The 23,720-nt window shown below is 66.8% G+C and carries 19 protein-coding genes; 7 read left to right on the top strand and 12 right to left on the bottom strand.

From position 1 onward, the window contains the following. Position 1 precedes the first annotated feature (1 nt). Positions 2-3,364 carry an error-prone DNA polymerase gene (locus ACFYOW_RS32295; RefSeq protein WP_387293866.1) on the bottom strand — a complete coding sequence of 1,121 codons (3,363 nt, stop codon included), beginning with the start codon at positions 3,362-3,364 and terminating at the stop codon, positions 2-4. A 68-nt stretch (positions 3,365-3,432) separates the two neighbouring features. Continuing rightward, positions 3,433-3,888 (bottom strand): hypothetical protein, encoded by a 456-nt coding sequence (locus tag ACFYOW_RS32290; RefSeq protein ID WP_387293865.1) that lies wholly within the window; start codon positions 3,886-3,888, stop codon positions 3,433-3,435. Positions 3,889-4,117: 229 nt separating this feature from the next. Between ACFYOW_RS32290 and ACFYOW_RS32285 the strand changes: the two genes are divergently transcribed. Next, on the top strand, positions 4,118-5,101 hold the full coding sequence (locus tag ACFYOW_RS32285) for an SDR family NAD(P)-dependent oxidoreductase (protein ID WP_387293864.1): 984 nt from the start codon (positions 4,118-4,120) through the stop codon (positions 5,099-5,101). 116 nt (positions 5,102-5,217) lie between these two features. Here the strand turns inward: ACFYOW_RS32285 and ACFYOW_RS32280 are convergent, their stop codons facing one another. Genes ACFYOW_RS32280 through ACFYOW_RS32270 form a run of 3 tightly spaced genes read right to left on the bottom strand, consistent with a single transcriptional unit; the run spans position 5,218 to position 7,499 of the window. After that, a complete protein-coding gene (locus ACFYOW_RS32280) occupies positions 5,218-6,129 on the bottom strand; it encodes a sucrase ferredoxin (protein ID WP_387293863.1) in 912 nt (303 codons plus the stop codon). Beyond that, positions 6,129-6,695: a YdeI family protein gene (locus tag ACFYOW_RS32275; protein WP_387293862.1), complete on the bottom strand. Its 567-nt coding sequence runs from the start codon at positions 6,693-6,695 to the stop codon at positions 6,129-6,131. The genes ACFYOW_RS32280 and ACFYOW_RS32275 overlap by 1 nt, the downstream gene beginning before the upstream one ends. A 9-nt stretch (positions 6,696-6,704) precedes the next feature. After that, entirely contained in the window at positions 6,705-7,499 is a 795-nt protein-coding gene (locus tag ACFYOW_RS32270; RefSeq protein ID WP_387293861.1) for an alpha/beta fold hydrolase, read from the bottom strand. Between the two features lie 447 nt (positions 7,500-7,946). Between ACFYOW_RS32270 and ACFYOW_RS32265 the strand changes: the two genes are divergently transcribed. Continuing rightward, positions 7,947-8,645, top strand: a complete 699-nt coding sequence (locus ACFYOW_RS32265; RefSeq protein WP_387293860.1) for a class I SAM-dependent DNA methyltransferase — start codon at positions 7,947-7,949, stop codon at positions 8,643-8,645. Here the strand turns inward: ACFYOW_RS32265 and ACFYOW_RS32260 are convergent, their stop codons facing one another. The 3 genes from ACFYOW_RS32260 to ACFYOW_RS32250 all read right to left on the bottom strand — a co-directional run bounded on the left by ACFYOW_RS32260 (position 8,646) and on the right by ACFYOW_RS32250 (position 13,139). Continuing rightward, positions 8,646-10,241, bottom strand: coding sequence for a DNA polymerase Y family protein (locus ACFYOW_RS32260; protein WP_387293859.1), 1,596 nt, complete (start codon positions 10,239-10,241; stop codon positions 8,646-8,648). A gap of 632 nt (positions 10,242-10,873) precedes the next feature. After that, positions 10,874-11,608: a hypothetical protein gene (locus ACFYOW_RS32255; protein ID WP_387293858.1), complete on the bottom strand. Its 735-nt coding sequence runs from the start codon at positions 11,606-11,608 to the stop codon at positions 10,874-10,876. Between the two features lie 355 nt (positions 11,609-11,963). Continuing rightward, positions 11,964-13,139, bottom strand: a complete 1,176-nt coding sequence (locus tag ACFYOW_RS32250) for an RNA-guided endonuclease InsQ/TnpB family protein (RefSeq protein WP_387293857.1) — start codon at positions 13,137-13,139, stop codon at positions 11,964-11,966. A gap of 275 nt (positions 13,140-13,414) precedes the next feature. On the opposite strand from ACFYOW_RS32250, the gene ACFYOW_RS32245 reads away from it, so the two are divergent. After that, positions 13,415-14,542 carry a serine/threonine-protein kinase gene (locus tag ACFYOW_RS32245; protein WP_387293856.1) on the top strand — a complete coding sequence of 376 codons (1,128 nt, stop codon included), beginning with the start codon at positions 13,415-13,417 and terminating at the stop codon, positions 14,540-14,542. 121 nt (positions 14,543-14,663) lie between these two features. Here the strand turns inward: ACFYOW_RS32245 and ACFYOW_RS32240 are convergent, their stop codons facing one another. Then, positions 14,664-15,299, bottom strand: coding sequence for a response regulator transcription factor (locus ACFYOW_RS32240; RefSeq protein ID WP_040686746.1), 636 nt, complete (start codon positions 15,297-15,299; stop codon positions 14,664-14,666). Positions 15,300-15,443: 144 nt separating this feature from the next. Further along, positions 15,444-16,847: a PspC domain-containing protein gene (locus ACFYOW_RS32235; RefSeq protein ID WP_387293855.1), complete on the bottom strand. Its 1,404-nt coding sequence runs from the start codon at positions 16,845-16,847 to the stop codon at positions 15,444-15,446. Positions 16,848-17,239: 392 nt separating this feature from the next. Here ACFYOW_RS32235 and ACFYOW_RS32230 point away from each other — a divergent pair, with 392 nt between their 5' ends. The 4 genes from ACFYOW_RS32230 to ACFYOW_RS32215 all read left to right on the top strand — a co-directional run bounded on the left by ACFYOW_RS32230 (position 17,240) and on the right by ACFYOW_RS32215 (position 21,288). After that, on the top strand, positions 17,240-17,833 hold the full coding sequence (locus ACFYOW_RS32230) for an MspA family porin (protein ID WP_387293854.1): 594 nt from the start codon (positions 17,240-17,242) through the stop codon (positions 17,831-17,833). A gap of 118 nt (positions 17,834-17,951) precedes the next feature. After that, positions 17,952-19,295 (top strand): AAA family ATPase, encoded by a 1,344-nt coding sequence (locus ACFYOW_RS32225; RefSeq protein WP_387293853.1) that lies wholly within the window; start codon positions 17,952-17,954, stop codon positions 19,293-19,295. Positions 19,296-19,385: 90 nt separating this feature from the next. Then, complete coding sequence (locus ACFYOW_RS32220) at positions 19,386-21,083, top strand: PspC domain-containing protein (RefSeq protein WP_387293852.1); 1,698 nt, start codon at positions 19,386-19,388, stop codon at positions 21,081-21,083. Further along, positions 21,076-21,288: a hypothetical protein gene (locus tag ACFYOW_RS32215; protein WP_063039019.1), complete on the top strand. Its 213-nt coding sequence runs from the start codon at positions 21,076-21,078 to the stop codon at positions 21,286-21,288. The genes ACFYOW_RS32220 and ACFYOW_RS32215 overlap by 8 nt, the downstream gene beginning before the upstream one ends. A gap of 213 nt (positions 21,289-21,501) precedes the next feature. Here the strand turns inward: ACFYOW_RS32215 and ACFYOW_RS32210 are convergent, their stop codons facing one another. Both ACFYOW_RS32210 and guaA read right to left on the bottom strand, forming a co-directional pair. Further along, positions 21,502-21,957 carry a hypothetical protein gene (locus tag ACFYOW_RS32210; RefSeq protein WP_387293851.1) on the bottom strand — a complete coding sequence of 152 codons (456 nt, stop codon included), beginning with the start codon at positions 21,955-21,957 and terminating at the stop codon, positions 21,502-21,504. Positions 21,958-22,032: 75 nt separating this feature from the next. Then, positions 22,033-23,601, bottom strand: a complete 1,569-nt coding sequence (gene guaA, locus ACFYOW_RS32205) for a glutamine-hydrolyzing GMP synthase (RefSeq protein WP_387293850.1) — start codon at positions 23,599-23,601, stop codon at positions 22,033-22,035. Between the last annotated feature and the right edge of the window lie 119 nt (positions 23,602-23,720).

Here is a 23,720-nt window from a genome sequence, read left to right as displayed (position 1 = left end):
CTCAACGGAAGTCGCGGGATTTCGTATCGACGCGCAGGTCCATGCGCTGCAGATATTCGGCGACGACACTGACCGCGCCCTCGGCATTCTGGACCCGGCCGCGGATGAGCAGGGCGGGTGCGCTCTGGGCCAGGCGGCGATAGCGGGTCCACAGACCCACCGAGCAGACGACGTTCACCATGCCGGTTTCGTCTTCCAGATTGAGGAAGGTGACACCGGCGGCGGTGGCAGGACGTTGCCGATGCGTGACGGCGCCGCCGACCAGAACGCGGGAGCCGTCGGGCACGTCGAGCAAGCCGGCGGCGGGGATGACACCGAGCGCATCCAGTTGCGGGCGTAGGAATTCGGTGGGATAGCTGCCCGGGGAAATGCCGGTGGCCCAGACATCGGCGGCGGCCAGTTCGAGTTCGCTCATGCCGGGCAGAGCGGGTGCCGTGGTGGCGGCGCCGGTGCCGGGAAGTCGATCGGGACGTTCGCCCGCCGCGGCGCCCGCCGCCCACAGCGCCTCGCGTCGGGCGATGCCGAGACAATCCAAAGCGCCTGCGGTGGCGAGGGATTCGGCTTGAGCGACGGTGAGTTCCACGCGACCGGTCAGGTCGAGGAAGGAGGTGTACGGGCCGGACGATCGGGCGGCGACAATGCGTTCGGCGAGGTCGGTGCCGATGTGACGGACGGTCGCAAGACCGAGCCGCACCTCGTCGCCGTGGTTTTCGACGGTGGGTTCGGCGCGGCTGGCATTGATATCGGGTCCGTGCACCAGGACGCCGTGCCTGCGGGCATCGGCGACCAGCGACTGCGGTGAGTAGAAACCCATGGGCTGGGCACGCAGCAATCCGGCACAGAAGGCCGCCGGATAGTGCAGTTTGAACCAGGCCGAGTAGAACACGATCGAGGCGAAGCTCTGCGAATGGCTCTCCGGGAAGCCGAAATTCGCGAAGGCATACAGTTTCTCGTAGATGCGGTCGGCAACTTCGCCGGTAATGCCGTGCAGCTCGCGCATGCCCTGATACAGCCTGTCCTTGAGGCGCTCCATGCGCTCGGGTGAGCGTTTGGAACCCATGGCGCGGCGCAGCTGATCGGCCTCGGCGGCGGTGAAACCGGCGACGTCGATGGCCATCTGCATGAGCTGCTCCTGGAACAGCGGCACGCCGAGGGTGCGTTTCAGCGAATTCTTCAGCGCGTCATGGTCATAGGTCACTTCCTCGACCTCGTTGCGGCGACGGATGTAGGGATGCACCGAACCCCCCTGGATCGGACCGGGTCGGATCAGCGCCACCTCCACCACCAGGTCGTAGAATTCCCGCGGCCTCAGCCGGGGCAGCGTGGCCATCTGCGCCCGCGACTCCACCTGGAACACCCCCACCGAATCGGCGCGCGAAAGCATCTCGTAGACAGCGGTTTCCTTCAGGTCCAGCTTGTGCAGTTCGACGGTTTCGCCCTTGTGCTCGCGCACCATATCGATCATGTAGTGCAGCGCGGACAGCATGCCGAGACCGAGCAGGTCGAACTTCACCAGATTTATCGCGGCGCAATCGTCTTTATCCCACTGCAGTACGCTGCGGCCGGGCATGCGCGCCCATTCGACCGGGCAGACATCGGCGATGGGCCGGTCACAGATCACCATGCCGCCGGAATGGATGCCGAGATGTCTTGGCAGACCCTCGATTTCGGTGGCCAGCTCCAGCACTTCCGCGGGAATATCGGTGCCGGTTTCGGCGCCGACCCCGGTCCAGCGGCTCACCTGCTTACTCCAGGCATCCTGCTGTCCAGGTGAAAAGCCCAGTGCGCGTGCGGCATCGCGAACCGCTGACTTACCGCGATAGGTGATCACATTCGCCACCTGAGCGGCGTATTCGCGACCGTATTTGGCGTAGACGTGCTGGATCGCCTCCTCGCGGCGATCGGATTCGATATCGATGTCGATATCGGGCGGGCCATCGCGCTCCGGGGCGAGGAAGCGTTCGAACAGCAACTCGGCGGCGACCGGGTCGACATTGGTGATGCCGATCGCGTAGCAGACGGCCGAGTTGGCGGCCGAACCCCGACCCTGGCAGAGGATGTCGTTTTCCTTGCAGAAGCTGACGATATCGTGCACCACCAGGAAGTAACCGGGAAACTTCATCGCGTCGATGATCGCGAGTTCGTGCTCGATCTGCCGATACGCCTCGGGATTTCCCGACGGCGGACCGTAACGCCGAGCCGCGCCCGCAAGGGTGAGTTCACGCAGCCAGGACGCCTCGTCGTGGCCGTCGGGCACGTCGAACGGCGGCAGGCTCGGGGCGATCAATTTCAGATCGAAGGCGCATTCGCGGGCGAGTGTCACCGCATTCGCCACCGCCTCCGGACAGGCGGCGAACAACTGCGCCATCTCCGCGCCGGAGCGCAGGTGCGCGCCACCGGTCGGCGCCAACCAGCCCGCGATATCGTCCAGGCTCCGGCGCGCCCGGATCGCCGCGAGCGCCATGGCGCGACGGCGCTGGGCAGGTGCGGCGAAATGCGCTCCGGTGGTGGCCACCACGGGCAGACCGAGACGATCGGCCAGGGCGATGAGGTAGGTGTTGCGTTCGTCGTCCTCCGGAATGCCGTGATGGGTGAGTTCCACGCTCACCCGGTCGGCGCCGAAGCGCTCCGTCAGGTCGCACAGGGCAGCCTCGGCGCGCCCGAGACGGGTGTCTCCCGCCTGCAGGTCGTGGTCGAGGGCTCGGCGCACATGACCTTTGCGGCATCCGGTCAGGATGTGCCAGTGCCCGTCCGCCGCGGCGGTGAGCGCGTCCAGGTCGTAGCGGAGGATGCCCTTTTCCCCCGCGGCCATGTGTGCGGCGGCGATCTCACTGGAAAGACGGCGATAGCCCTCTTGACCGCGGGCAAGTACCAGCAGATGCGGACCGGCCGGGTCCGGCGAGCCGGTGCGCGGCGCCGAATCGGGTGCGCCGACATGGCCGAGCGAATTCCCGAGGCGTGGTGCGTCTTCCGCAGTGCCCAGCGACAATTCGGCACCGTAGACCGTCGGGATACCCCATTCCCTCGCCGCCTCGAAGAAGCGCACGGTTCCGTAGAAGCCGTCGTGGTCGGTGAGCGCGATCGCCTCCAGCCCGAGCCGCACCGCCTCCTCCACCAACTCCTCCGGCTGACTCGCACCGTCGAGGAAGCTGTAGGCCGAATGCGCGTGCAACTCCGCGTACGGCACCACCGGACCACCTGTCGGTTCGACCGGTTCGGGCCGATAATCCCCGCGCTTGCGCGACCATGCCGGACTGTCGCCGCCGTCGCCCGGATACATCGCATCCGGATTCGTCGGTCCGGGTCGACCGGACAGCACCCGCTCCAACTCCGCCCAGGTAGGCGGGCCGTTGCTCCAACCCATGACACATCACCTCCTCACATAGTCGAACATACATTCGAATCACGAAGGAGATGCGAGTACCCGCCGAATCAGGCAGCCGGGAGCGGATCCATCGACTTCTCGCCCAGCGCGGCCTCGACCTTGTCCAGACTGGTACGGATCACGGCGCCATAGGCGTCGTTGGCGAGGACATCGAGGTGGCCGCGAGCGATGGTCAGCTGCATGTAGGCCACATCGAAGTCGCCGACGCGGCGATGACTGTCGGCGAGATTGAGGTAGAGCGAGGGCAGGAATCCGCGTAGCCCCTCATCGAGCGGAACACCCGGGCCGAACACCGCGGCCAGCGCGCGTTGATCCCAGTGCAGCGCGCCTTCCGCCGTGCCCTGCAGATCGGCGAGGTGATGCGCAATCACACAGCGCTGCAACGGATCTCCACCGTCGCCGAGCTCGTCCCACAGTTCCGCCAGCATCCGCCGCGCCGCCTCCGGATCACTGCCGGAGAGCCGCACCGCGGCAAAGATTTCCGCCATCCGATCGTCCGCCATGCGCAGAGTATCGCACATATGTTCGATAGATTCGAGGCCGATTCGAACACCTCGGCGTGGCCCGATTCGAACGCTCGACGTGACACGGCGACGTGAGCGAAGAGCCCGGAGGCGGTAGCTTGCGTAACCACGGAGGGCCCGCGAATGTCGCCAATCGAACAGGGCGCACTTGGCAGGTAAACTTACTTCAGAGTAAGTTCATGCCAACTCGACCTGCAAAGGAGCAGCGATGACCCGAGCCTCCGCTGACGACGCCGACCTGCGCGGGCAGGTCCGGCGCAATCGCCGCAACCGCGACCTGACGGGGCGGCATGTGCTCATTACCGGCGCGTCCTCCGGCATCGGCCGGGCCGCCGCGCTGGCCGTCGCGGATAAGGGCGCCATCGTCTTCCTGCTCGCCCGGCGCGCCGACGAACTCACGGCGGTGGTCGAAGAGATCCGGGCCGAGGGCGGCAGCGCCTACGGATATCAGTGCGACGTAACCGATTCCGACTCCGTCGACCACGCCGTCAAGACCATCCTGGACGAGCACGGCCACGTCGACATGCTGGTGAACAATGCGGGCCGCTCGATCCGTCGCGCCATCCACCGCTCCACCGACCGGCTGCACGATTTCGAACGCACCATGGCCGTCAACTATTTCGGCGCCGTGCGATTGACGCTGGCGCTGCTGCCGCAGATGCGCGAGCGCAAGTTCGGCCACATCGTCAATATCAGCAGTGCGGGCGTGCAGGTGGCCACGCCGCGCTTCGCCGCCTACCTCGCGAGCAAGGCGGCGCTGGATAAGTTCGCCGAGGTCGCGTCGGTCGAAACCATGGCCGACGGCGTCACCTTCACCACCATCCACATGCCGCTGGTGCGCACCCCGATGATCACCCCGAGCGGCGATCAGGGTCCCTCGGAGTCCCCCGAATGGGCGGCCGCCACCATCGTGCGCGCGCTGAGCGAGCGGCCCAAGCGCATCGATGTCCCGCTCGGCACCTTCGCCGAATACGGCGCACTGCTCACCCCGAAGCTGCGCGACCGCATCCTGCACCGCTACTACCGGGCCCTCCCCGACTCCCCCGCCGCCAAGGGCGAGCAGGCCGATACCGAGGAACCGGCGGAATCCCCTGTGCCACAACATGAACCGCGTCATCAGTCGACGGCCCGCCGGGTCACCGGCACCGCCCTGCGCCGCGCTGCGCGCTGGGTGCCGGGCACCCACTGGTAAGCCCGCGACCTTCATCCCGCAGGGGGCGATAAAGGTCGCCGCGAACGGGACATGGCTGCGGTGGATTCGCCGCAACCATGTCCCGTTCGTCGTTTTCAGCCGAGGACGAGGCGGGGCTACTCCACTGCGGTCAACGGCTGGATCCGGTCGGCCACAATCGCGGTAACCGGTTTCGGGGCGGCACCGCAACTGGCTTGGCGTGGTGGGAATTCGACGGTGCGAGTTGTCACCTGCCAGCGGCGGCCGTCGCGATGGGTTACCACGGCCCGTACGGAATCGATTGTGGCGGAATCATTTTCGATGTGGGCGGTGAGATCGTCGAGACGTGCCGAAACCTGTTCGCGGACTGCGATTTCCGCGACCTGCTCGACGGGATGATGACCGCTGCGACCACGCAGTCCGTCCAACGAAACCGCACCGCGCTGCACGGCTTCGACCGCCGCGATGGCGGCCGCGGTATCGACGCGACCGTAGGTCAGTCCGGACGGCAGCAGCACCATGGCGGGTGCGAAGCGATGACCGCCGGTGTGCGAGCACTCCCAGACCCGGTCCGGATAGTCGGCGGCCAGATTCGCGGCGATCGGACGGCCGAACAGCGCGCAGCACTGATCGCGCTTCCCGTGCGCACACACCAGGATCAGCGGATCGCGCACGGGCGTACCGATTCCCGGCGGTGGACCGTTCAGCAGGTTCAGGTCCAGGTCGAGCAGCTGCTTCAGGTCGGTGATCTCGAAGCGTTCGCACCAGAAGTCCCGCGGACGCGAGCTGGCGATCAAAACCGTTCGGACACCGGCGAATTCATTGCGGCCCGGCCGCCGGATCAGCGTCGGACGAACCTTCGCGGCGGCGGTGCGGGCGGCGAGTTCGGCGGTGATCTCCTGACCGAGCACCTCATCACCGATCACATCCCGACCCCACGCGCCCGGCTGCTCGACGCACAACCACCCTGTCACCCGGGTTGCCGTGCCGGGCAAGGGCACATCGACCGCGGCCGCCGCCGAGCAGAGCATCCCTTCGAATCCGGTCATCAGCCCAACGTCTGTCCGTCGGCAAACTTCTGCACGAACTTCTCGATGCGCCGGGCCCGGGTCTCGGGCTTCACAGCGTCGGCGAGCAAATAGCCGACGGCGGCGCGCTGTTGGTTGCCGAGGGTCTGGAAGAAGGCCTCGGCCTCAGGATTTCGCGCGAGTGCCGTGAGGAAATCCTGAGGCACCGAGTCTGCGCCATACGCCACGTCCCAGCGACCATCGGCCTTTGCCCGAACGATCTCGGCTTGACCGGCCGGATGCATCAGCCCCTGCTCGATCAGCTCGCCGACCAGGCCGATATTGCGCAGCGACCATGGGCTGCGCTTGCGCCGCGGGGTGAAGCCGACCTGCCAGAACTCCGCATCCTCACCGCGCGCCTGCCCGTCGATCCAGCCGAAGCACAGTGCTTGCCGCAGCGCGCCGGCATGATTCAGCGAAACGCGTCCGGAGCCCTTCTTGGCGAAACGCAGCCAGACCCCGTCCACCGAGGCATGGTTGGTCAGCAGCCAGTCGCGGAACGACTGCTCGTCGGGGAAGAACAGAACCGGACGGTCTTGCGCGGGCACCGCTTCACTCTAGATAGCTGCGGGTGAGAGCGTCACGAGGAACGGCAGCACGGTTGCCTCGAATTCGCGGTAGCGGTCGCGGTGGATGCTGTGACCGCAGGTGAAGGCGCTCACCGCGCAGTTCGGGATGGTGTCGCGCAGCATCGCCAACTTCTCCGGATCGACCATGCCGCCGGGACCGCCGCGCAGCACCAGGGTGGGCGCGGTGATGTCGGAGAGCCGATCCCACCACTCCGGATTCGGCTTGCGGAACTGTTCGAGCGCGGTCCGCGTCATCGAGCGATCGAAGGCGAGCACCGCGCGCGGATGCCGGATCAGGCTGGTGGTGGCGTGCCAGAGTTCCGGAATGGTCGGGAAGCGACGGGTCAGCTTCACCTCTTCATCACCGGAACGCAGCGGCATCGGGCACTCCTCGATGACCAGCCGCCGCACCAGGTCGGGCCGTTCCTGCGCGACACAGGAAACCGCGTAGCCGCCCAGCGAATGTCCGACCAGATCCACCGCGTCCAGCTCGAGGTGATCACAGAGATTCAGCACGTCCGCGCCGAATTCGGCGAACAGATAGGACTCGGTGTGCGCGCTGCGCCCGTGCCCGCGCAGATCGGGAATGATCACCCGCCGCCCGGCCCGCATCAAGGTGTGCGCGAACCGATCCCAGGTATATCCGTCCCCACCCATACCGTGCACCAGCACCACCGGCACGCCATCGCCCACCACGGAATCCCGATAGGCGATCCGCACGCCGTCGAGCACAGCCCTGGTCACCGCGAGATCCACGATTTCCGAGAGTACCGGTGCTGTCACAGCCACACCCTCGACTTGTCGCACGTATCACGGTGTTGGATTTGCCACAGTGTTGGATTGCCGTGCCTGCGGCGGCGTGTTCGCAGCCTGGCGTCTCGCATCCGACCATTTCGAGCGACCTGCAAGCAGTCGCTAGCGGCCCATTTCGAGCGACCTGCAAGCAGTCGCTAGCGGCCCATTTCGAGCGACCTGCAAGCAGTCGCTAGCGGCGCCGTCGAGACTCGCGACTTCGCCCATGCGCTTGGACGATGCGGCTGAGTCGATAGCCGCACCTTCGCGCGGACGCAGGACAGGTCCGCGAACGCTCGCTCATACGACTCGCCCCCACGGAGTCACCAAGGCCGCGTGGTCCTGGCACCGCCATTGCTCGGCATTCGAAACCACCGCGGAGTGCAGTGCCGGGAAAAGGTCTGGCGGGTGCCAGGGTATCGCGGCAATACTGCGACCATGCCCTCCTTCGCCGACTTCGATCGCCGCAACTATCGCACCGTTGACGTCGCCGCCGGGTACGACGGATGGGCACCGACGTATGAGCAGACCGTCATGGACGAGATGGATCTCGCACTGCTGAACCGGCTACAGCAACCGGACTGGGGTGGGGTGCGACGCGCCGCGGATCTCGGCTGCGGGACCGGGCGGACCGGAGCTTGGTTGCGAGAGCGGGGAATTCGCCATATCGATGGCGTCGACGTGAGTGCGGGCATGCTGGCGCGGGCACGCGAGCGCGGGGTGCACACCACACTCGCTCAGGCCGACGTCCGTGACACCGGATTGACAAGTGGCGCATACGATTTGGTGATCTCCTCACTGATCGACGAGCACCTGGACGAGCTGACGCCCTTCTACGCCGAAGCCCGGCGGCTGGCCGCACCCGGCGGCACCTGTGTCACGGTCAGCTATCACCCGCAGTTCATGATGGTGACCGGCATGCCGACGCACTACAACCCCGCGTCCGGTGAGCCGGTTGCAATCAGCACGCATCTGCACTTGATCAGCGAGCAGGTGTCGGCGGCATCGGCGGCGGGCTGGGTGCTCACCGAGATGGCCGAGGCACTGGTGGATGACGCATGGATCGAAGCCAAGCCGAAATGGGCGGAGCTGCGCGGACATCCGTTCACGCTGGCGCTGGTGTGGTCGCGCACGTAGTCAGTCGTAAAGCCCTTCGGCGCGCCAGGTCTGATCGTTGTAGATGAGCAGCAGGACACGGACGTCAGCCGGTTCACCCGCGAGCTGCACCTGGATGCGGGCGGCGATTCCGGCGCAGAGGGGGGCGGATTCCGGGGTCCACCAGTGTTCGTCCACCGGCCACGGACCGGCCCAGCCCGCAAGGGGCCACTGCTTGCTGCCCCAACGCAGCAAGGCCGGATCGGCGGTGAAAAGGCCGCGGTCGGTGACCTGCACGGGCGTTCCGTCGGCGGCCTCCAGCCGCACCACCGGACGGTTCACCAGGATGACCGCGGGTGCGGGGCGGGGCAGGCGGCCGGGCCACGGCAGGGCCGGATCGGCGGCCGGAATCGGCTCGTCACCGAGGGCGACCATGGTGATGCGTTCGGCGGGTCCGCGGCCGCCGCTGAGCACACCGACCCGGACCGCTTCGCCGCCGAGCAGACCCTGCACCCGGATCAGGGCGCGGCGGGCCCGCTCGTCCTCCTCCCCGACACCGCCCCACAGACCGAGCTGAAGTGCGCTCGCCGCAACAACTTCGACGGGTTCCAGGCGCAGCAGTGTGATCGGTGCGGTGGGACGGTCGCGGCGGGTGAGCCAGCCGTCCAGCTGCCAGCGCACCCGATCCGCGGTGCCCTCCGGGGTCAGCGGTTCGGCGCACCGCCAGATGCGCGAAAGTTGTTCGCCCGCCTCGGTTTCCGCGAGCACCGATAACCGGGTGCAGGCCATCGAGGCATTGGACAGCGCCTCGTGCAACTGGGTGGCGAGCATGCGCCCCGCGAAGGCGGCGGCATCGACCCGATCGATCGGCGGCTCGCAGCGATACTGCACCGCCAAGTCCTTCGGCGGACGACGCGCGGACGGCGGACGTTCCGGCACGGCCCTGGCACAGCGATGCGCCAGCACGGCATCGGCGCCGAAGCGCGAGGTGACCTCGATCGGGGTCAGTGCGGCGAAATCACCGATCCGCCGTAACCCCAAGCGATGCAGCAGATCCACCAACTCGATGCGTTCCGGTGCGGACAGGCTCGGTTCGAGCGCGAGTTCGCGCACCGGCAATGGCGCCAGGAATCGCGCACCGTCGCCGGGCGGCACGATCGCGGCGAAACGCGCGGCGATCACCGCCGTGGACAACTCGTCGGCAATACCGATCTGCGCCTCCACTCCCACCGCGGCGGCCGCGTCGACGAGCCGTTCGGCCGCCGCCTCCTCGGATCCGAAAAACCGGGCCGCACCCCGCGCACCGAGCACCAACAGCCCGGGGCGCAGCACCTCCACTCCCGGCACCGTCGCATCGATGGCCGCCACCACCGGCTCGAACAATCGCGCATCCCGATCCGGATCCACCTGCGCGACATACACGTTCGGACACCGCGCCTGCGCCTCTCGCTTGGTCAGCCCACGCCGCACCCCCTCGGCCCTGGCAATGGCCGAATACTCCACCACCTTATTGGCGAACAGCACCGCCACCGGCCGCGTCGCAGGCACCCGCGCCACCGCCGCCGCCGTCACCGCCGACCAGTCCGGACACCACAGCGCCAGCACCCGCGTCCCACCCACCCGACTCGGCCGGATCACCCCGGCACCCCGTGTAGCGACCGGGCACCTGCTGTCCGGGGTGCCCGGTCACAAGACAGGATGTCCGGACGAATCTCGCTGCCGAGCGGCGACGCGGGTGCCACGAGATCCCACGCATCGAGGCAGGGGCGGCCGACCCTGGCGTGTTCACCTGCACACGGCCCACCCACCCGTGCATTGCGAAGGCGAATCATGAGGCTGCACAGTCCACCCTCGCTGCCGACCGGCGACGCGCCTTGGTCGGCAGCGCAGGTTTTGGTGTGGCGCGGCTGCGGCGCGAAGTCCCGCGCTTCGAGGTAAGAGCGGTCGATCCTGGTGCGCTCGCCTCGGCACCGGTGTGCACACGGCACGGCCAGCCGCGTATCGCGAAGGCGGATCAGGACGCTACGCAGTCCAGCTCTGGGGCCGATGTGACAGTCGGCCGTTATCTCCTGACCACCGTCAATGCGACGGTCGACCGTCAGCCTGTGACCGCCGTTGCTCACGGCAGGGAGCGTCACTGCGCGCGGATCACGCCGACACACCGCACGCATGGAACGTCACCTCACTTGCTCCGGCCTCGTCGCCGAGTCGAAACCCCGAATCGACGGAAAAGCCGCTTCGCGCAGCTGAGCATGGCGCGACGGGCCAACTCATGACGCCGCACCGTGCGCCTCGACCGTCGTTTCCTCGGCCGCGGCGACCGTTTCCAGTGCCACCCATTCCACTCGACTCGCGCTGGGGCGCAGTTCGATTCGGCCGTGGCAGGGTGGGCCCGCCTTGCCGCGGACCGCGACCTCCAAGCGGAGCGAGCGGAGGCGGCCGCGACCCGCACCGAGGCCGCCGTACCCGGCGATGCGGGTGTCCACGCGCAGGGACGGATTGGGCCAGCGACCGTCGGTGACCACCAGGGTGGCCCCTTTGCTGCGCGCGCGGGCGGCGATGACGCGGGTGCGGGACGGAGCGACAGCGGCGCCTGCGAGGCCGAGCACCACCAAATCGAGGCCGTCGAGCAACACCGCGGCCACCTCCACCGGATCCGGGCCGGGATCGGCGACGACGGCGAGGCGCTGCAATTGCGCACCCATCTCGACCGCGGCGAGCAGCCCGAGCCGCGGCACCCCGACCACCGCGGCATGCCCACCGCCCTCGGTCACCGCGGCGAGCAACCCGGCCAGCAGCGAACTCGCACCCGAATAGGCCACCACCGACCCCTTGACCAGGCCGCCATCAGGCAACAGCTCCGCAAGGGCGGGCGGCACCGCGAGCGCTTCCCTGCGCAATTCGGCGGCGTGCGGAATCCGCTCGGCCGCCGCTTCCCCGCGCCCGGGTATCGCCGCCATCCGTCGGCGCAGCTCATCCAGTGTCGGTTTATCCCTCGGCGGCATCCTGTCCCGCCGTCTCCCCGCCCCTGAATCCTCATCCGAACCCATCACAACCACCTACTTCCAACGATGGACCCGAGGCGAAGCACGGCCCGAACCCCCACGATCAAGAGTTCAGCACCGATCCAGCTATCGATCGCTATCGAATATACGTTCGATACTCGCTCAGTAGAAACCCACCCCCGATTTCCGTCAAGTACGCGCACCGACCGCGATCACTTCGCAACGTTGCCGTTGTTTTCGGAATTACCCCCGCTTCGAACCGAACCGCCAGCGCGGCGGCCGGCTCCGGCGTCGCAGTTACAGATCTTGACTTCCTCCTCACGCCTGAAGGCGCAGGATTCCAATCCTTCACAGGTCAGATTTCCTGTTTCACCGGCGACTGCCCGCCCGACGTCCGTCGTTGAGGTCTTACACCGCCTCCGCAGGCCGTAACCGCCAGCCCGGCGGCCAAAATATTTCGTGCGGCGTTCACGTCCCGGTCATGGGTCACACCGCAGCGGCACGTCCATTCCCGAACCTGTAACGGCATACTCGTGGCCGAGCGACCACAGTCCGCACATGTTTTGCTGGACGGATACCAGCGGTCGATGACCACCAGCTCACGCCCATACCATGCGCACTTGTACTCCAGCATGCTGCGCAGCTCCGACCACGACGCATCGCTGATCGCGCGCGCCAAGCTGTGATTGCGCAGCAAATTGCGTACCGCGAGGTCCTCTATGACGATCGTTTGGTTCTCACGAACGACTCGAGTGGTGACCCTGTGCAGATGATCGCGACGGGCATCGGTGATACGAGCGTGTGCCCGTGCCACCTTCACCCGCGCTTTGTCCCGGTTCTTGCTGCCCCTGGTTTTGCGGGCCAGTTCCCGCTGAGCTTTCGCCAACCGCCGACGATGCCGCCGTTCATGTTTCGGGTTGGTGATCTTCTCACCCGTCGACAACGTGGCCAAACTGGTAATACCAGCGTCGATTCCGACGGCGTTGTCGTTGGCGGTGAGCCAGGCAACGTCGTCCTCGCACAGTAGCGACACGAACCAGCGTCCGGCGCTGTCACGAGATATGGTGACCGTGGACGGTATCGCGCCGTTTGGCAGGGGCCGCGACCACACGATGTCGAGTGGTTCGGTCATCTTCGCCAGTTTCAATCGGCCGTCACGGTAGGTGAATGCGTTGTTCTGGAACGTCGCCGCGTCGCGAGACTTCTTGCGGGACTTGAACCGTGGGTAGCGGGCGCGCTTGTCCCAGAAGTTCGCAAAGGCGCCTTGCAGATGCCGCAGCGTCTGCTGCAACGGCACATTCGACACCTCACCCAGGAACGCCAGCTCCGGATCTTTCTTCCACTGGGTGAGCATCTTCGCAGTGTCGACATAGTTGACGCGGCGCTGTTCGGCGTACCAGGCGCGAGTGCGTTCCTCCAGGGCCAGATTCCACACCTTGCGGACACACCCGAACGTGCGAGACAACAGTTCAACCTGCTCGCCGGTCGGATAGAAGCGGAACTTGAAAGCCCGCTTCACCGCGTTTGCCATACTTAACATACTAATATGCCAGTGTGTCAAAATCCGATCATCGGTCGATGCGCTAACCAAAGCACAGGGTCTGCGCGCTATGTTCCCGATCAATATCGACCCGGGCGAAAATACCCAACTCCAACATCTCGACGATGGCTTCTATCCGGCGCCGCGAGCGCGAAAGGCATTGTCGGCGGCCACCATCTGGGCATGCACCCGGATCGACTATTGACGCACTAGAGTGTCGGCCCCGAATCAGGCCAGCTGGCCTTGTTTTCCGCTACCCTCGCACCGTGACCGAACGCGCTCGTCCCATTGTCGGCCCCGATTATCTGGTTGCCGGCCGCTACCGTCTGCAGTCGAAACTGGGCGGCGGCGGTATGGGCGCGGTCTGGCTCGCACACGATCGCCTGCTCAACCGGGATGTCGCGATCAAACAGGTGCTCTCCACCGCCGGACTCCCGGAGGCGCAGGCCAATGAGATCCGCAACCAGATCATGCACGAGGGCCGGGTCGCGGCCAAGCTCTCACATGAGCACGCCATCGCCGTCTACGACGTGGTGCTCGAGGCCGGCGAGCCGTGGCTGGTGATGGAACATCTGCCATCACGCAGTGTCGCAAGGGCATTGGCGCTGGTGAACGCACTGCCGCCGATCGAGGTGGCGCAGATCGGGGCGCAGGTCGCCGATGCGTTGGCGGCCGCGCACGCCGCGGGCATCGTGCACCGCGATATCAAACCGGGCAATATCCTCGTCGCCGACCGCGGACCCGTCGTCGGCATGGCCAAGCTCAGCGACTTCGGCATCTCACGTGGTGCGACCGACAATTCCGACGAACCGGACGGCGTGATCACCGGCACCCCCGCCTATCTTCCCCCGGAGGTGGCGCGCGGCGCGCAGCCGACCACGGCCAGCGATGTGTTCTCCCTGGGCGCCACGCTCTACACCGCGATCGAGGGGCAACCGCCGTTCGGAATGGACGACGACACCGATGCCGTGGTCTATCGCGCGGCAATGGCCCAGATCATCCCGCCCAGCCGCAGCGGCATGCTCACCAACGCGCTGCTGCACATGATGGAACCGGCCCCGCAGCGCAGGCCGACCATGGCCGAGGCGCGGGACGAAATCCTCACCGCCGCATTCGGTCCCGGCACCGGTCCGTATATCCTCGGCGCTCCGGTGCGTACCGAGGACGGCACCATTCCGGCATGGGCGGCCCGCAACTCGGCATCGGGGCTGCGCAGTCCGCACTCGACTCCGCTGCCGCGCCCGCACCGCAGCAACCCGTCGGGTCCAGCGGCCGCCGCACCCCAGCGTCCGAAGGCGAAGTCGAAGGAAGCGAGCAATGCCCCGCTCGCCATCGCCATCGGCCTGCTGATCGGCCTGATCCTCATCATCGCCGTCATCATCGCGATGATGTGATCGCTGCGACCGGAATCTGCTGCACCACAGCTTCTTAGCTGCCGCGCGACTTCACGCCGCGCGTAGGAACCAGCGCGGCGCACCAACCAGCGCAGCGCGCGGCAGCCGGAATACTTGCTGCTCAGTCGATGCGGCGGCGGTGCGCCCAGCGGGTGAGTGCGTTGCGGTTGGACTGCTGAGTCTTGCGGAGCACGTTGGACGCGTGTGTCTCGACGGTTTTCACCGAGATATAGAGCTTCTCCGCGATTTCCCGATAGGTGTAGCCGCGGGCGAGCAGCCGCAGCACTTCCAGTTCGCGCGGGGTGAGCGAATCCAGTTCGGGATCCAGCGGCGGCTCCGGGACCGGTGATTTGCCGGTGAACGAGTCGAGGACGAAACCGGCCAGCCGCGGACTGAACACCGCATCACCACCGGCGACCCGCCGAATGCCATCGGCCAGTTCGGATCCCGAGATCGTCTTGGTCACATAGCCGCGCGCACCCGCACGGATCACCGCGATCACATCCTCGGCGGCATCGGAGACGCTCAACGCCAGGCATACCGGACCGTCATCGATGCCGGCCAGCACCGCGACCCCACCGCCGTCGGGCATATGCACATCGAGCAGTACGACATCCGGACGCGCGGCATTGATTCCGGCGACCGCCTCGGCCACACCCCCGGCCTCTCCGACGACCTCCATATCGGTCTCCCGGCTCAATTCGGCCCGAACACCCGAGCGGAATACGGCGTGATCATCGACGAGAAAGACCCGCACGGTCACCTACTTCTCCTCACCCTCGGTGGGTCGCCCCACCCTGACGCGCGGACCGTCCGCAGGCCGTCCGCACTTCATCGGTACCACAATTGCCACCGCAGCCGTCGTCATCCGAGCTACGACCTGCGTCGCAACATCGGGCGATCACTTGGCGTTGCGAACTGTCTGTCGTACTCCGTCGACCTGATCGTCGCCGGCCGGCTGTTCCGCCTCGGCCCGGTCCCGATCGGCACCGGAATCGGTGCGCGGCATGATGATCCGCACCTCGGTGCCCCGACCAGGCGTGGACAGGATCTCCACCTGACCGCCGCGCCGCTCGATTCTGGCGCGAATGGATTTCGTGACACCCCGCCGATCCTGCGGCACCGCCGCGATATCGAAGCCGGCACCGCGATCGCGCACGAAGATGCTCACCTGATGCGGTTCCGCCTCGGCGAACAGATCGATCTCCGGGACGCCCGCATGTTTGGCGGCATTCACCAGCGCCTCCCGGCTCGCGCCGAGCAATGCGGTGAAATGCTCCTTCGGCAGGCCGGACCCACTGTCGGCACCGTCCATCGTCACATCGCCGACGGTGACCGGAGTCACCTTCACCCCGTGTTGATCCTCGACCTCGCCCGCGATCGTGCGCAGCGCCGCGGCCAGACTCGATTGCGCGGGCCCGGAATCCTCGAAGAGCCAGCGGCGCAGCTCCCGCTCCTGACTGCGCGCCAGCCGGGCCACCTCTTGCGGATCGTCGGCCTGACGCTGGATGAGCGCCAACGTCTGCAGCACCGAATCATGCAGGTGCGACGCGATCTCCTCGCGTTCCTCATTGCGAATGCGGGCCGCGCGCTCGGCATTCAGTGCGCGCATCATGCGCAGCCACAGCGGCACCGTCAGCAGACCGGCGCCGATCAATGTGACCGCCACCGCGATCAGCGCGGAGCCGAGCGAGCTCAGATCGATCCTGGCCAGCACCACCACGCCGAGTCCGAGCACGATCATGGTGATCCCGGCGACGATGCGCGACCAGGTCACCACCGACGGGCGAGCGGGTAGTCCGAGCAGCGAGCGTGGGCCGTCGGTGTCGTACTCGCGCCACACCAGCGCCGCACCCACCGCCACCACGACGATCGGCACGATCACCTTCGCCGCGGTACCGCTGAACAACCACGACACTCCGACCGCGAGCCCGAGGCCGAGCAGGGCCAACCCGATCGCCTGACGGCGCTCCTTACCGGTCGGCTTCACCGCATCATGGCCGCCCGGAGTGAAGATCCACAGCATCCCGTAGGCGACGATCCCCGCCCCCGCCAGCGCGGACAGCAATACGAACGCCATCCGCACCTTGAACACATCGAGCCCGAGGTGATCGGCGATACCGCCGGCGACACCGCCGACGATCCGGCCACCCGAACGCCGCACCATCCGCGGATACGGCGGTGTCGGCGGCAGGGCCGGCGCGGCGCCGAAGCGGCCGGGGCCTGGCGCGAACCCGGGCGCGGCGCCGAAACCCCGGGGATCGGCCCCCCGAGCAGCATCGAACGCGGGCACGGACGGGTACATGCCTTCGATACTGGCACGACCCACCGACACCGACCATCAGGAATCACCCTGATCTTCGTCGATGCCGTCCGGTCCGGACAAGAAACCCGCGCTGACCTGTCGTTCTTATCCGCCGCTCAGCCGTCGTGGGAGGCACGGAACGGATATGAAGCCGATTCGTGTTCCGCCGGACCGGATAACTGGTCCCGAACGCATCTACCAGCACTTTTCATACCTCCCACCGGAGAACGGCCTCGGCAGCGCACCACCGCGCGCCATACGTTTCTTCCGGGCCGGAAACGTCCCACTGAACACAGGGGACTCGCGCCGCAGAGGGCCGAGCACAGGTTCGGGGAGGAATCATCAACATCAAGTCGGTACTGCTCACCGCCGCCACCGCGGTCGGAATCGCATTGGCGGGCACGCCATTCGCCGCCGCCCAGGGGATGGCGCCGCACGAGAAGAACTACTCGGGGCCGGGGGGATTCGAGCTCACCGTCGGCCATACGGACGAACAGTTCCGCCCGGTCCCCCCGCTCAACGGAATGCCGACCAACCGAGAGGTGTTCCTGGACAACACCTTCTACGGCACCATCCCCGCGAATGCGACGGGCACCATAAAGGCGGGCTATCTGGTCGCCTGTGCGGTCGATCTCGATCTCACAGTCGATATCCAGGCCGGGATCGGCTTCGACGCCGGGTTCAGTATCGGTGTCAGCGGCAGCGGCGACTCGACCTCGCCGAACTTCGATGCCAGCATCGGCCCGAAGATCTTCGCCGGCGTCAGCCTCGACATGTCGATCAGCGCCGGCGAGATCAAACCGATCGAAGTGGGCACCAAGAACCTGGCTCTCGGCGGCACCGGCTATCTGGTCAGCCACGACTACCACCTGGTGGTCAAGAACTGCGGCGGCCCGCTCACCATCCAGTCCTATGTGACCCTCACGGCCGACACACCCGAGGTCACCGCCGCCGACGCGGTGACAGGAGACCGGATCTTCCTGTAATCCGGCAACTTCGAGGGCGGCGGTGCGATCGACGATCGCACCGTCGCCTGCCTCGTACCTCACCTCGAACCGGCTAAATTGCCCCTATGTCTGTGTCGCCCAAAAAGATCGGGCGCACGTGGTAGCAGGGGAAACCACCGCCGAGGCCCGGGGGGAAATCCGATCACCGCGTGCGGTTTTCGCGCATCGATTCGCCGATCTCTATGCGGCCGCGGGCAATCCGACGCTGAGACGGGTGGCCACGGCGGCCGGAGCGAGGATGCGGGCCGCGCAGGGTACGCGGGCTACCGCGAGTGCTTCGGTGCAGCGGATCAGCGATTGGAAGGCGGGGCGCAATGTTCCGGCTCGCTTCGAATCGCTGCTTCCGGTGGTGCTCACCCTGATCGACCTGGCCAAGAAGGCCGAGTCGCAGACCAGTCGGCAGTTGCTGGAAGTGCGTGAGTGGCAACGGCTCTGGCAGGCCGCCATCACCTGGACTCCGAATGACGAGGACGACGCGGGCTGTCCCTACCTAGGACTCACCTCGTATCGCAAGCAGCACCGGGACCTCTTCTTCGGCAGAACCCGATCCACTGCCGAACTCGTCGATTTGGTCCAGGGCGCCGCCGCCGACGCGGATGGCGTCGTCGTGCTGATCGGCGCATCGGGTGCGGGCAAGTCCTCGCTGTTGGCGGCGGGACTCATACCCGCCGTTACCGACAACTGGTCGACCGCCACGATGACACCCGGGGCGAGGCCGCTCCGGGCGCTGGCCAAGGCTTTTCACGCGGACAGCACGATAGCCGAGCCATCCGCCGACGAGGTGTGCACGGCACTCGACCAGTGGAGCGCCGAACAACGTCGACTGCTCATCGTGGACCAGTTCGAGGAGCTGTTCACCGCCTGCCCGGATGAACGCGAGCGCGAAGCCTTGCGAACCAGGCTGACTCTGTGGGATATCTCGAACCCGGACCGCCCTGTCCGGATGGGTACATCCCCGCCGGAGCACTCGCCGCTGATGCTCGACGTGATCATGCACCCCGACGGCCGCACCGCCGTCACCGTGGCGAACGAAACCTTCCAGGTCTGGGACATCAGTAACCCGGCATCGCCCGAACCGATCGGTGACCGGGTCACCGCACATAATCTGGCGATCATCTCGACCTCGTTCAGTCCCGACGGCAAGACCCTGGCCACCAGCGGAAACGACGGAATGGTGCGGTTGTGGGACTTCACTGATCGCCGTCATCCCCGCCTCGTGTCCAGTTCCATCGCACCGCCCGGCCCCAACGTCTGGTTCATCCAGTTCCATCCACAAGGGGACTATCTGTCCGCCTCGAGCAGCGGTGGCGAGCGTCGACTGTGGGATCTGGACGAGCAGCACGCGATCGAACGCATCTGTCATGCCACCGCCACCCTCATGACTCCCGAACTCTGGCAGCGCTACCTGCCCCAACTCTCCTACCGTCCGCCCTGCGACTAAACAAGAGACCGCTTGGTCCAAAGAGATCAGAGATTTTCTCAGGGTTCCCCCCGATGCGCCGAAGTGCTGGTCAGCACGACCATGGAAACCATGACGAAAACGAGCTTCGGCGATCAGATTCACCAGATGTGGCAGTCGCGGCCCGTCCGGTTGCCGCGGCAAGGTCCGATCGCGGGCGTCGCGGCCGGGTTCGGGCAGCGCTACGGGATCGATCCGGTGCTCGTGCGGGTCGCGCTCGTGGTGTCGACAATCTTCGGCGGAGCGGGCATTGTGCTCTACCTGCTCGCCTGGCTGCTGTTCAGCGAAGCGGGTGATCAGTCCTCGGCGGCCGAGTCGCTGTTCGGCAAGGGGCACAGCTCGCAGTCGCAGACCAAGACCATCGTGTTGATCGTGGCACTCGCCATCGCGGTCAGCACCATCGGACCCGTCGGCGTCGGACTGGCCGGCTCGGGCATGATCAGCATGTCGCTGATGCTGGCCGGTTGGTGGATGCTGCATATGCGAAACCCGCAGCCGCCGCCCGGCACGAGTTCGCTCGGTGGCTTCGACGGCGGTCTCACCGCGACCGGCTACCCCGGGGCGGCATTCCCCCCGCGCACGATGCCCGGCGACTTCTACGCCCCCGATGTGCCGCCGATGTACACCCCGTACACGAAGTTGCCGGACGCATATGTTCCGGATACTCCGGCACAGACAGCACCGAATACCTCGGCGCAGCAGGCAGATCCGGATACGGCTCGCTTGCCGGATGCCGAAAATGGCGACGCTGAAACCGAACTGATCGAAACGGGCGGCACGCCGATCGATGCGGGCACTACGCCGGCTGATCCCGACACCGTCCTGCTCGACCAGGGCGACGCGGGAACCACAGCGCCTCCCGTCGGGACCACAACGCCCGACAACGGAACAGCGCCGGGAATCCCCGCCTCCGAATTGCCGCACACGACCGGCGGGACCACGACGTCCAGCGCAACAGGTCGCGACACCACACAACCTGGCGCTACGTCCAGTGCGAGCGACACCGACTCGGAAAGCGGCAGTAGCTCATCGCGAACCGAATCCACCTCGCGCACAAGCACTCCCCCATCCCGCACTACGGCCGCGACCCCGACCGGTCTGACCCCACCGTCCTGGGACCCGCTCGGCGTCGCACCGCTCGCCTGGGATCTCCCCGAACCCACCCCGACCCGCACCATCGTCGCGCCCCCGCCGAAGCGTCCCCGCTCCCGGCTCACCCCGGTGGTGCTCGGCCTGGCCATCCTGGCCGCCGCGGGAGCGGGTGCGCTGGCCGCCTCCGGCGTCGAGTGGATGACACCGGGACGCATCGGCGCGGTGGCGCTGGCGGTCATCGGGTTGGGTCTGGTGATCGGCGCATTCCTCCGTCGCGGCTTCGGCCTGCTGGTATTGACCGCACCGCTCGCCGGATTCGTGGTGCTGGCATCGATGCTCGGCCCGATCGAATTCGACAGCGCCACCGTCGGTGATCGCACCTGGGCGCCGACCTCGATGGCCGACCTGGCCCCGAAGTACGAGTTGACGGTGGGGACAGGCACATTGGATCTGCGGTCGCTGAACCTGACCGAAAACCGGACCGTCGAGGTCGCGGTCTGGCTCGGCGACGCCAAAATCCTGCTGCCCGAGGGCATGGCGGTGCGCACCGATTGCACCGTCAATCTGGGAGATGTCAACTGCCCCACCGGTATTACCGGCCCGCATGCCGACGGCGCGCCGGTGCTCGACCTGAAAGTCCATGTCCGGACCGGCAATGCGGAGGTGCACCGTGGCTGACCCCACCGATGACAACGTCACCAAGCGAGGACCGTCCGTCTCCCTGCTGATCGTCGGACTGCTCGCCCTCGGTGTGAGTATCTGGGCCTTCATCGGCCCGGCCACCATGACCGCCACCGGTGTGGCCTCGCTCGGCTGGGTCGTCGTGATCGCCGCCATCGTGGTCGGCATCTTCCTGGTCATATCCCCGCGTAGACCCCGCTGATCACCCGAATGGCCCGTCCCGCGGACGGGCCATTCTCTTTCCGGAGGAGCAGAACGCCAATGCCCATGGAACAGTTCGACACCCACGACGAACCGACCGACCATACGGGAATCCCGATCGGCCGTTTCATGCCGCTGACACCGAGCCGGAGCTACCTCGGCGGCGGCTTATTGCTCGGGCAACTCATCCTCGGCCGTACACCGCCGCCCACAACTACTCCAAATAGGCCGGGCAGCCCAAATGCTCACTGATCCGGTCGAGTAGCCGCTGCATACTCACCCGCTGCTTGCCCTCGACACCCCGCGCGATCATCGGCACCATCCACCGCCCACTGGTCGCGACGTTGAACATCTGCTGGATCACCCGAGCGCCCTTCGGATGCGGCAGCACTCGACATTCGGCGCGAAACCACCGCTGCCCCTCGACCGCGAACATCGCCTGCGCCCGATCCACCTCGACCCGAATCCCATTGAGATCCCCGGCGATCGCGGCCCGGAATTCATTCGGGCCGCCGCGCAACTCGATCTCGGGGTCGGGCCCGTCGACGAGGAAGAAGGCGTTGTCCGGACCGACCGGGCCCGCGCTCACCGTGGTGAGCAGCGCAGCCACCACCCCACACGGCGCCTCGACGACCGCGTGGAAGGTGCAGAGCGGCTTCTTCGCTGCCATCCGGACCCCCTGGGGAACTGGTCTATCCGGCTGACGGTACTCCCGAAATCCGGCAAATCAGGCCCGATTGCGGGGTCACTCCCATTCGATGGTGCCCGGCGGCTTGCTCGTCACATCGAGGACAACCCGGTTGACCTCGGCCACCTCATTGGTGATGCGAGTGGAAATGCGCTCGAGTACGTCATAGGGCAGCCGGGTCCAGTCGGCGGTCATCGCGTCCTCACTGGATACCGGGCGTAACACGATCGGATGGCCGTAGGTGCGGCCGTCGCCCTGCACGCCGACGCTGCGCACATCCGCGAGCAGCACCACGGGACACTGCCAGATCTGGCGATCGAGTCCGGCGGCGGTCAACTCCTCGCGCGCGATGGCATCGGCCTGCCGCAGCGTCTCCAGGCGGTCCGCGGTGACCTCGCCGACAATGCGAATGGCCAGGCCGGGCCCCGGGAACGGCTGGCGGGCAACGATTTCCTCGGGCAGCCCGAGTTCGCGGCCGACCGCTCGCACCTCGTCCTTGAACAGCAACCGCAACGGCTCGACGAGGTCGAACTCCAGATCGTCGGGCAGACCGCCGACATTGTGGTGGCTCTTGATATTCGCGGTGCCGCTGCCGCCACCGGATTCGACGACGTCCGGGTAGAGCGTGCCCTGCACCAGGAACTCGACCTCGGGCTCGGCGCCACCGCTCTGTTCCACGACGACCTCGGAGACCGCATCCTCGAACGACCGGATGAACTCCCGGCCGATGATCTTGCGCTTCTCCTCCGGATCGGTGACACCCTTCATCTCGCCGAGGAACTTGTCCACCGCGTCGACGGTAACCAGCTTGGCGCCGGTCGCGGCGACGAAGTCCTGCTGCACCTGTTCGCGCTCCCCCGCCCGCAACAGGCCATGGTCGACGAACACACAGGTCAGGCGGTCGCCGATCGCGCGCTGCACCAGCGCTGCGGCGACCGCGCTGTCCACACCGCCGGACAGCCCGCAGATCGCATGGCCGTCGCCGATCTGCTCGCGCACCGAAGTGATCAACGATTCGGCGATATTGGCCGGGGTCCAGGTGGCGGGGATGCCGGCGAGTTCGTGCAGGAAGCGGCTGAGCACCTGCTGACCGTGCGGCGAGTGCAGCACCTCCGGGTGGTACTGCACACCGGCCAGCCTGCGGGCCCGGTTCTCGAATGCGGCGACCGGAGCCCCCGCGCTGGTGCCGGTGACCTCGAAGCCCTCGGGCGCATCGGTGACCGCATCGCCGTGGCTCATCCACACCGGCTGTTTGGTGGGCAGGCCGCCGTGCAGCAGACCGCCGTCGACATCGAGGTCGGTGCGGCCGTATTCGCGGGTGCCGGTGTGGGCGACGGTGCCACCGAGCGCTTGCGCCATGGCCTGGAAGCCGTAGCAGATGCCGAAGACCGGAATGTCGAGATCGAACAGCCGCGCGTCCAGCTGCGGCGCGCCCTCGGCGTACACGCTGGACGGTCCGCCGGACAGAATCACCGCGAGCGGCTGCTTCTCGGCGATCTCGTCCACCGTGGCGGTATGCGGGATCACCTCCGAATACACACTCGATTCACGGACCCGCCGGGCGATCAGCTGGGCGTACTGTGCGCCGAAGTCGACGACGAGGACCGGTCTCTGAGTTTCTGCCACTCGAACAGTTTAGTGAGGGAGCGCAGCGAGCGAACCATCGGCACAGCAGGGTTCTCCCTGACGGCGGAGCCCGAGCGCCAGCGAGGCGCAGTCGGCAGGGAGCGCAGCGAGCGAACCAT

It is taken from the genome of Nocardia sp. NPDC006982, assembly GCF_042869435.1.
Lineage (GTDB): Bacteria > Actinomycetota > Actinomycetes > Mycobacteriales > Mycobacteriaceae > Nocardia.
Note: the sequence above shows the minus strand (reverse complement) of the source record. Positions and strands in the feature narration are given on the sequence as shown.

What these genes read in the sequence shown, in the direction of transcription:
- ACFYOW_RS32210 (WP_387293851.1), bottom strand. Translation starts at nt 21,957, where the DNA reads ATGGCAGCGAAGAAGCCGCTCTGCACCTTCCACGCGGTCGTCGAGGCG.
- ACFYOW_RS32235 (WP_387293855.1), bottom strand. Translation starts at nt 16,847, where the DNA reads ATGTACCCGTCCGTGCCCGCGTTCGATGCTGCTCGGGGGGCCGATCCC.
- ACFYOW_RS32295 (WP_387293866.1), bottom strand. Translation starts at nt 3,364, where the DNA reads ATGGGTTGGAGCAACGGCCCGCCTACCTGGGCGGAGTTGGAGCGGGTG.
- ACFYOW_RS32290 (WP_387293865.1), bottom strand. Translation starts at nt 3,888, where the DNA reads ATGGCGGACGATCGGATGGCGGAAATCTTTGCCGCGGTGCGGCTCTCC.
- ACFYOW_RS32255 (WP_387293858.1), bottom strand. Translation starts at nt 11,608, where the DNA reads ATGCCGCCGAGGGATAAACCGACACTGGATGAGCTGCGCCGACGGATG.
- ACFYOW_RS32250 (WP_387293857.1), bottom strand. Translation starts at nt 13,139, where the DNA reads ATGGCAAACGCGGTGAAGCGGGCTTTCAAGTTCCGCTTCTATCCGACC.
- ACFYOW_RS32220 (WP_387293852.1), top strand. Translation starts at nt 19,386, where the DNA reads ATGACGAAAACGAGCTTCGGCGATCAGATTCACCAGATGTGGCAGTCG.
- ACFYOW_RS32285 (WP_387293864.1), top strand. Translation starts at nt 4,118, where the DNA reads ATGACCCGAGCCTCCGCTGACGACGCCGACCTGCGCGGGCAGGTCCGG.
- ACFYOW_RS32280 (WP_387293863.1), bottom strand. Translation starts at nt 6,129, where the DNA reads ATGACCGGATTCGAAGGGATGCTCTGCTCGGCGGCGGCCGCGGTCGAT.
- ACFYOW_RS32265 (WP_387293860.1), top strand. Translation starts at nt 7,947, where the DNA reads ATGCCCTCCTTCGCCGACTTCGATCGCCGCAACTATCGCACCGTTGAC.